Origin of the sequence: Mycolicibacterium peregrinum, assembly GCF_001665625.1 — a bacterium.
Taxonomy (GTDB): Bacteria; Actinomycetota; Actinomycetes; order Mycobacteriales; family Mycobacteriaceae; genus Mycobacterium; species Mycobacterium peregrinum_B.
In genome coordinates this window covers 20,946-29,507 of record NZ_LZSY01000150.1, presented here as the reverse complement: position 1 = coordinate 29,507, position 8,562 = coordinate 20,946, and the positions used below count along the sequence as shown (strand labels likewise).

The following is an 8,562-nucleotide window of genomic DNA, read 5'->3' as shown; positions in this document are numbered from 1 at the left end:
CTGCGGTGTCGATCTTCCAGCCCTACCAGGCGCAGACCATCAAGGCACTCGGCGACGACGCGGTGGCACTGAGCGGCGGAACCTACAACCAGCACAGCCTGTTCATCGCGACCGAATCCGCCGTCGCAACCAAGGGCAAAGCGATCGCCGCCTTCCTCACTGCCCTCGATGACGCAGGTGCCGCCCTGTCCCGGCACGACAAGGCCGCCACCGACGCCGTCGCCAAAGCCACCCAGCTCGATCCGGAGCTGCTCGGCACCGTACTCGGCGAATTCGACTTCACGCTGCAGCTGAATCCAGACCTGGCCGACAAGCTGGCCGAACTCGGGGCGTGGGCCAAAACCCAGAAGTCCATCGACCCCGGCACGCAACTGCCCGACTATGCGAAGTTCCTCGACAACCAGTTCCTGCCGCAGCCGAGCAAGTCCTGACAGCTAGGTGGCTCGAGCCCGCAGCTCGCGCCGTCGCAACAGCGCCGTGCCGAACGCGCCGATCACGACCAGATCAGCAGCCACCCCACTGCTGACCGTGGCCAGCAGCCAGCCTGCGACACCGGTGGCAAGCACGAACGGCGGCAGCCACTCGAACACCCGCGACCATGACGGCACCGGGTGTAGCGCATGCGCAGCCTCCGTGGCGCGGGCGTAGTCGGGATAGAACTCGGTGACGGCCACCGCGAAGAACAGTGCCGCCAGTTGGAGAATCCAGCCGGTCCAGAAATTGTCGGTGCTGCCAAAGAACACATCCCCGAGGAAACCGACCGACGCCGAGAAGCCGAATGCCGCCGCCCACACCGCGGTCACCACCATGTTCGTGCGCTTGAACAGCGGCGTGTCCCAACGGTCCGACGGGGTGATGTCGCGTGCGTACGCCGTCGTATACGGCCGTCCGATGATCAGGCTGACCAGGGCGAAGATCGCTAACGACGCGTTCGTGATCTCCCCCGACCACATTTCCAGCCATGTCTTCTGCCCTCGGGAGGCAACCAGCCCGACGGCGGCCAGCACCACGAAGAAGGACACTCCGAGCATCTCCAGCACGTGGACCGGAATGTTGCGGCGACGGTCCAGTGCCAGCACCAGCAGCGAAAAACCGAGCGCACCCCACACTGCGATCTCATACCTGCCGGGCCCGGCCAGGATCGCCATCAACGCCCACGGCACGATCCCGGACAGCGGAGAGTCCAGGAACGCATCGAGGGTTTTGCCGAGCACGCGACGACCGTAGGTGACGTAGCTGGGAGATTCCCGGGCAAGTCCTGAGCTCTGTCGCCCTCCCACAACGACACCCGCGCTTTTCAGCCTTTCGCGACAAGCCCGCGCCGGCCCAACTTGGCTAGCGTTCCGCCGCGTGAACACAGCTACAGCGCGGGTCGCAGCCCATCTCACGCAACGGCTGCTGCCGTTGGTACCCACCCCGCGCAGTTTCAGCTCCGCGACACGGCGCGTCGCCCCACCTGAGATCGTCGAGGTACCCACGCGCCACGGTGCTGTCCGGTGCCTCATCTATTCGCCGCACCCCGACGCGCCGCTCGCCAGGGCCGGCGCTGACGGTCCGCCGGTCAACCTGCACCTGCACGGCGGCGCCTTCATCGTGCGCAACCCACGGCAGGAGGAATACATCACGCACCACATCGCAGCGGAGGCCGGCGCGGTGGTCATCTTGGCCGACTACGCCACGGCGCCGCAGGTGCGATATCCGGTGGCCGAACAACAATGCTTCGACGTCGCGCTGTGGGTACGCGGCGAAGCCGCTCGCCGCGGTTGGGACTCGGCCCGAATGTCGGTGACGGGTGCGAGCGCCGGCGCGAAGCTCGCTGTGAACGTGTGCCAGCAGGCTTATCGCACAAGAGAAGTCGGGTTGCGCGCAGCGGCGCTGGCCTTCCCCGTCGTCGACCTCAGCCGGGCCGACCGCACCTCCGTCAAGGCGCGTCCACGCATATCGCGAAGGATCCAACGACTCGTGATCGACTCGTATCTCGTGGACACGAGCCGCTCACGGGAGCCGCTGGCCTCTCCCCGCTTCGATGACGAGCTGACGGCCGCAATGCCGCCGACACTGATTCTGACCGGCGCCCTCGACACTCTCGGCCCCGAGGGCGACGAGCTGGCGGCGCGATTGTCCGGCGCGGGTGTCCCGATCACGCACCATTGCTTTGAGGGCATCGACCACGGCTTCACGAGGTCAGAAGCGGCCACTGCGCATGACGCGACGAAACGCATTGCCGCCCATCTCGTCCAGCATCTGCGGTGAACACTCCCGATTAGCGCATCGCGACAACCGACCGGGCACACGTTGGCTCATCCGCACGAGCGAGCGGCCACGCTGTGTCCATAGCGTCGGTGCATGCCCATAACTGGACCTCGATTCAAGACCGCCGACCTCACCGATCGGGTTGTGGTCGTCACCGGCGCCGGCAGCGGTATCGGTCGAGAGCTGGCGCTGTTGTGTGCCCGACGGCATGCCCGGCTGGCGCTGTGCGACGTCGACGAGGCCGGCCTGTCCGACACCGCTGAGGCGGCCCGCGCCCTCAGTGCGCAGGTGCTGACTTCGTGGGCAGATGTGTCCGAGACCGAGTCGATGACACTTTTCGCCGACGCTACCTCCGACTATTTCGGCCGGGTGGACCTGTTGGTCAACAACGCCGGAGTCGGCCTGGTGGGCGGCTTCTTGGATACCAACGTCAAAGATTGGCAGTGGCTGATCGACGTCAACCTGATGGGGGTGGTGCACGGGTGCGAGGCCTTCCTGCCCACCATGATCGGCTCGGGTCGCGGCGGCCACATCGTCAACCTGTCCTCGGCGGCCGGACTCCTGGCCAATCCCCAACTGACCGCCTACAGCGCAACGAAGTTCGCGGTACTCGGGTTGTCGGAAGCACTGCGCATGGAACTGAGACCCCATGGCATCGGTGTCACCGCGGTGTGTCCCGGCATCATCAACACCGCCATCACGCAGAACAGCCCAATCCGCGGTGGCGGGGACGTCGACGAACGGCGCAGGCAGCTCGAGTCGACCTATCGGAAGCGCAGCTACACCCCTGAGCGTGTGGCCAGGAACATCCTGCGCGCAGTGGACCGAAACCGCGCGGTGGCGCCGGTCGCCGCCGAAGCGCACCTGATGTATGCGCTCTCGCGGACTGCCCCGCCGCTGGCCCGGTGGATCGCGACACGCATGGCCGAATTATCCAAGTAGACAACATATTCGAGGACATGACATGCAACTTGAAGGCCGCAGCGTGCTGGTAACCGGAGCGACGGGAGGGATCGGCCGGGCCATCGCACGCGAGCTCGCCCGGCGCGGGTGCGCACTCACGGTGACAGGCCGGCGCGAACTGGAGCTCAAGAAACTGGTCGGTGAGCTGGGACCGCCCACGCGCGCGTTGACGGCAGATCTGACCGACCTCGGCGAGGTGCGGGATCTGATGGACCGTGCAGGCGATGTGGACATCCTCATCGCCAACGCCGGCGTCGGCATCCCGCAGGATCTCGCGATGCTGAGCGACAGTGAGATCGAAGAAGCCGTGCGTATCAATCTGCTGGCCCCAGCCGCGCTCGCCCGGGCGGCGGTGACGTCGATGCGACACCGCGGCCAGGGGCACATCGTCTTCATCTCCTCGGGAGCCGGACTCATCGCGACACCCGGCAACGGCGCGGTGTACACGGCCACAAAATGGGGCCTGCGTGGCCTCGGGCTTGCCCTACGTCAGGAGTTGCACGGCACCGGAATCGGCGTGTCCACGATCTTTCCCGGTCCCATCCGTGATGCGGGGATGTTGGCGGACACCGGTGTCACTCTTCCGCGAGGGTTCGGTACGAGTTCACCGGAGGATGTCGCCCGGGAAGTGGCCAGGGCCATCGAGCGCGGCACACCCGAGACCACGGTCGCTTCGTTAGGCGTGCGTCTTCTGACCGGAATCGGGGCTGTCGCACCGGTTCTGATCGGTGACCTCGCGCGCGTGGCCGGGGTCGGGCGGGTGCGCGACGCGATGCTCGGCCGGGTCTGACCCGGGGCGCGAGCCAATCAGTTGGCCGTACGCAGGGAGGCGGGCGTCGTTTCGGAATCAGAGGTTTCGGTGACGACATCGGCCAGGGCCAGCGCGACACGCAACTCGAGGGTGCGCCGCTCCAACGACCTGCCCAACAGTTCCTCCGCCTGACGAATCCGGTAGGCGACGGTGTTGTCGTGGACGTGCAGCCGCTTGGCTGTCCGTCCACGGCTGCAGTTCTCGTCGAGATAGGCACGCACTGTGGCAGCCAGGCGACGGGTGGTTTCGTCCATCTCGCCGAGCGGTCCGAGTTCGCGTCGCACGAAATCGCGCGCCTGGTCGAGGTTGGCAGTCGCGATGGCCCGCAGCGACACATTGTCGTAGCGGGTGACGCTACCGGCCGCACGGCCGGCAAGGCGTGCGACTCGTTGCGCCTCAACCGCTTCCACATAGCTCGACCGGATACCCCCGATCCCGGGCGCAGGCTCGCCAATCGCGACCCGCACACCGGGCGCATTCGCAGTCCGGAACCGTAACTCGTCCAACACCTTCGACGGGATATGACTGTGTGAGCTGATCCAGGCGGCCGTCGACAGGATTCCGAGCGGATGCACGAGGGGCTTCTGATTCCCTATTGCCGAGGCGATATCGCGGATCGCCGCTTCGAGGACGGCCTGCGTGTTGCGCCCTTCTTCGTGGGTTTCGAGCCATGCGATCGCGGCAACGTGGACCCGGCGGACATCGTGGCGAAGCCGCCGGGTCGCCACGTCGGTGTCGATGGGTTCACCGGCCAGGATGGTGGCGATGGTCTCGGCTTGGCTGGCGGCGGCGCTGCGCAGCCATCGGTCGCGTTCGGCGGTGTACACCTCCTCCACCAGGCACAGCGCGGCGTCGACATAGGCGAACATCCACGCCGACCCCAGCTCCGAGGCAAGGTGCAGTTCCTCGGCATTGCGCGCATGGTTCTGCAGAATCGCGTTGAACTGAGTCGCGGTTGCGGCGTGCGCGAGGCGATAACTGCGCATGAGCGTGGTGAGCGGGATGCCGTGTTGTGCACCGTCCCGTGCATAGTCGAGCGTCGGCGACTGCAGCTGCACCGCCGCCAGCGGATCTTCGCCGGACGACAACACCTGCGCGAAGTCGAGAATGCTTGCCTCGGTACTCGCCCGATTGACCTCGAGAGCCTGTTCGTCGGCCAGCAGGTCGCGCAGCCGAGCTCGGGTGTAATCGTTCACCGCTGCTGAGATTTCGCGGGCCCGCTCGGTGAGTTCGGCAGCGGCCGGCCGCAGCACCGCCGACCACACTCGTCGCTGCTCAGCATCCTGTGCGTCTGCCCAGGCCGGCTCCATGCAGTGCACGGTAGCGCCGCCCCCGGCCCACGGTAGGCAAATTGAACAACCACCGGGCGCGGCGTTGGCGCACGCAGACAAGAGAATGCCGGCCCCGCTGACAGACGATCTTCACATGCGACAACTGACCAGCCTCGACGCGCAGTTCCTGGCCATGGAGAACGATCGTGTCCAGGGGCACGTCAGTGTTCTCGGCATCTACGACTCCCACACCGCATCGGGCGAGCCGCTCGATGCCGCACTCGTTCGTGGAGTCATCAGCGAACGCCTGCACCTGCTGCCCACCTTCCGCTGGCGGCTGGCCCAGGTGCCCTTCTCCCTCGACTACCCGTACTGGGTCGACGACGGCTCCTTCGACATCGAGTACCACGTCCGCGAGCTGGCCCTACCCGCACCGGGCGACCAGCGCCAGCTGGCCGAGCAGGTGGCCCGGATCATCGGCCGCCAGCTCGACCGGGCGCGCCCGCTCTGGGAGGTGTACGTCATCCACGGACTCGAAGACGGCGGCGTCGCGGTGTTGACGAAGATGCACCACGCCGCGGTCGACGGAGTGTCCGGCGCCGAGGTCATGAGCATCCTCCTCGATGACGCCACCGGCCGTGAGCGCGAAGCTGCACCCACGATCGTCGCGGAGAAGTACCCGTCGGAGGTGGAGATGCTGGGTCGCGGACTGGTCGGGCTGGCAAGCCAGCCGCTGCGGGTTCTGCGCGCCGGCCCCACGGCACTGCCGCACCTCGACGACGTTCCGACCATCCGGCATCTCCCCGGTGTGAAAGCGATCGCGCGCAGCAGCCGGCTGGTCAAGCGAGCCATGAAGGCCGGCAGTCCGGTGGCCGCACTCCGGGGCAGCGACGTCACCGCTCCCCGGACCCGGTTCCAGGCGCGGGTATCGCCACACCGCCGCGTCGCTTTCGGCTCCATGCCGCTGTCCGAGGTCAAAGCGATCAAGAACGCCCTCGGCTGCACCGTCAACGACGTCGTGCTGGCGATCTGCACGGCAGGTCTGCGGGCCTGGCTCGACAAGCAGGGTGAACTGCCCGCCGAACCTCTCGCGAGTTTCATCCCCATGTCTGTGCGCACCCCCGAGCAGCAGGGCACCTTCGGCAACCGGGTGTCGGTGATGCTCACCCAGCTGCCCACCGATGAGGCCGATCCCGTCGAGCGCGTGCGCCGGATCAACGAGGCGATGAACACCGCCAAGGAACGGCAGCGCGCGTTGCCGGCCTCACTTCTGCAGGACGCCAATCACTTCATCCCGCCGGCCTTGTTCGCCCAGGCCGCCCGGTCGCTGTCCCGCCTGGCCGGGGTGCGCGGGCTCAATCAGCCTGCGAACGCCATGATCTCGAACGTCCCCGGGCCGGCTACTCCCCTGTATCTCGGCGGGGTCAGACAGCGCGCCCAGTTCCCGGTCTCCGGGGTGCTCGACGGGATCGGCATCAACATCACGGTGATGAGCTATCAGGATTCCCTCGAGTTCGGAATCGTCGTCGACCGCGAGTTGGTCGACGACCCGTGGCCGATCCTGGCCGCCCTCGGCGAAGGCCTGGAAGAACTGCGGAACGCCACCCGGGTCGTGCGCCGGAAGAAGACGACGTCATGACCGCAAACATGTTGGGCAGCAACAGCATGGACGATTATCCGCTCACACTGACGAGCATCGTCGATCGCGCCGAGCGCTTCCATTCCGACGTTGACGTGGTTTCGCGCAGGCCTTCCGGTGCGGTCACGCGCACCACCTTCGGCGAATGCGCGGTCCGCGCCCGCCGCCTGGCGAGTGCGCTGAGTACCCTTGGCGTCCGCGAGGGCGATCCGGTGGCCACGCTGTTGTGGAACCAAAGCGAGCACCTGGAGGCATACTTCGCGGTGCCCGCCATGGGAGCCGTCATTCACACCCTCAACCCCCGGTTGTTTCCCGACGAGTTGGTGTTCATCGTCGACGATGCCGACGACAGGGTGATCATCGTCGACGAGTCCCTGCTGGACGTATTCGAAACTTTCAGTGCCCGACACGATTTCCGCCACGTCATCGTCGTCACCCACGATGGGGACGCGCCCGCGGGAACGCTCGGCTACGAAGCTCTGATAGCGGGGGCCGAGCCAATGGTCTGGCCCGCGCTCGACGAACAGCGCGCCGCCGCCATGTGTTACACCTCGGGCACCACCGGGCGCCCCAAAGGCGTCGTGTACTCCCACCGAGCGCTGGCCCTGCACTCACTGGTCGCGGCCCTACCCGACCAGCTGTCGGTATCGTCCAGGGACACAGTCCTTCCCGTCGTCCCGATGTTTCACGCCAACGCGTGGGGCCTTCCCTACGCTGCCGCTCTTGCCGGCGCGCGTCTGGTCCTGCCGGGCCCGCGCCTGGACCCGGAAAGTGTCCTCGACTTGTGTGCCCGCGAGCACGTCACGATGACGGCCGGCGTCCCGACGGTGTGGATGGGCATGCTCGCCGCACTCGATGCCGACCCGAACAAGTGGGACTTGTCGGAACTCGACCGGCTGGTCGTCGGAGGCGCGGCAGTGCCGCGGTCGATGTTCGAAGGATTCGACCGCCACGGGCTGACTGTGGTGCAGGCCTGGGGAATGACCGAAACCGCTCCCCTGGGCGCGGTCTGCCGCTCACCGGCGCACCTCGACGCGGGTGAGCGGGACGAGCAGTACGAGTACCGCATGCGGCAGGGTGTCGCGAGCCCGTTCTTCGACATCCGGGGGCGTGACGAGAACGGTGATCTCATCGCCTGGGACGACGCCGCCATGGGCGAACTCGAAGTGCGCGGACCCTGGGTGGCGGGCAGCTACCACGGTGGCCGCGGGGCGGACAGTTTCACCGCCGACGGCTGGTTCAAGACCGGCGATGTGGTGCGCATCGATCCCCACGGCTGTGTCCGGATCTGCGACCGGTCAAAGGATTTGGTGAAGTCCGGCGGCGAGTGGATCTCGTCGGTCGACCTGGAGAACCAGTTGATGTCGCATCCCGCCGTCGCACAGGCCGCGGTGATCGCCGTGCCCGACGAGCGCTGGGGCGAGCGCCCGCTGGCCGTGGTGGTACTTGCGGACGGTGGCCGGGCCTCCGCCCAAGCGCTGCGCGACCACCTCGCACAGGACTTCGCCAGGTGGCAGCTGCCAGACCGCATCGAATTCGTCGAAGCGCTTCCCTGCACTGCCACCGGCAAATTCAAGAAATCCGAACTCCGAACCATGTTTCTCACAGCCTGAAAGGAAACGAAA

8 protein-coding genes are annotated in these 8,562 nt (G+C 66.8%); 6 read left to right on the top strand and 2 right to left on the bottom strand.

Annotation, left to right across the window (positions count from 1 at the left end; genetic code table 11):
• Positions 1-431: substrate-binding domain-containing protein (locus tag A5779_RS23580; protein ID WP_461786801.1), on the top strand; the 431-nt coding region annotated here is incomplete at its 5' end.
• A 3-nt stretch (positions 432-434) separates the two neighbouring features.
• On the opposite strand, the gene A5779_RS23575 is transcribed toward A5779_RS23580, so the two are convergent.
• A complete protein-coding gene (locus A5779_RS23575) occupies positions 435-1,214 on the bottom strand; it encodes a DUF3159 domain-containing protein (RefSeq protein ID WP_064886149.1) in 780 nt (259 codons plus the stop codon).
• A 136-nt stretch (positions 1,215-1,350) separates the two neighbouring features.
• Between A5779_RS23575 and A5779_RS23570 the strand changes: the two genes are divergently transcribed.
• From A5779_RS23570 to A5779_RS23560, 3 genes are all read left to right on the top strand, one after another.
• Positions 1,351-2,253 carry an alpha/beta hydrolase fold domain-containing protein gene (locus A5779_RS23570; RefSeq protein ID WP_064886147.1) on the top strand — a complete coding sequence of 301 codons (903 nt, stop codon included), beginning with the start codon at positions 1,351-1,353 and terminating at the stop codon, positions 2,251-2,253.
• Positions 2,254-2,346: 93 nt separating this feature from the next.
• The gene (locus tag A5779_RS23565) at positions 2,347-3,195 is read left to right on the top strand and encodes an SDR family NAD(P)-dependent oxidoreductase (RefSeq protein ID WP_064886146.1); all 849 of its coding nucleotides are present in this window, start codon (positions 2,347-2,349) and stop codon (positions 3,193-3,195) included.
• A gap of 22 nt (positions 3,196-3,217) precedes the next feature.
• The gene (locus A5779_RS23560) at positions 3,218-4,006 is read left to right on the top strand and encodes an SDR family NAD(P)-dependent oxidoreductase (protein WP_064886145.1); all 789 of its coding nucleotides are present in this window, start codon (positions 3,218-3,220) and stop codon (positions 4,004-4,006) included.
• A gap of 17 nt (positions 4,007-4,023) precedes the next feature.
• Here the strand turns inward: A5779_RS23560 and A5779_RS23555 are convergent, their stop codons facing one another.
• The gene (locus tag A5779_RS23555) at positions 4,024-5,337 is read right to left on the bottom strand and encodes a PucR family transcriptional regulator (protein ID WP_064886144.1); all 1,314 of its coding nucleotides are present in this window, start codon (positions 5,335-5,337) and stop codon (positions 4,024-4,026) included.
• 115 nt (positions 5,338-5,452) lie between these two features.
• On the opposite strand from A5779_RS23555, the gene A5779_RS23550 reads away from it, so the two are divergent.
• Entirely contained in the window at positions 5,453-6,937 is a 1,485-nt protein-coding gene (locus A5779_RS23550; protein ID WP_064886155.1) for a WS/DGAT/MGAT family O-acyltransferase, read from the top strand.
• On the top strand, positions 6,934-8,550 hold the full coding sequence (locus A5779_RS23545) for a long-chain fatty acid--CoA ligase (RefSeq protein WP_207549113.1): 1,617 nt from the start codon (positions 6,934-6,936) through the stop codon (positions 8,548-8,550). The genes A5779_RS23550 and A5779_RS23545 overlap by 4 nt, the downstream gene beginning before the upstream one ends.
• Positions 8,551-8,562 lie beyond the last annotated feature (12 nt).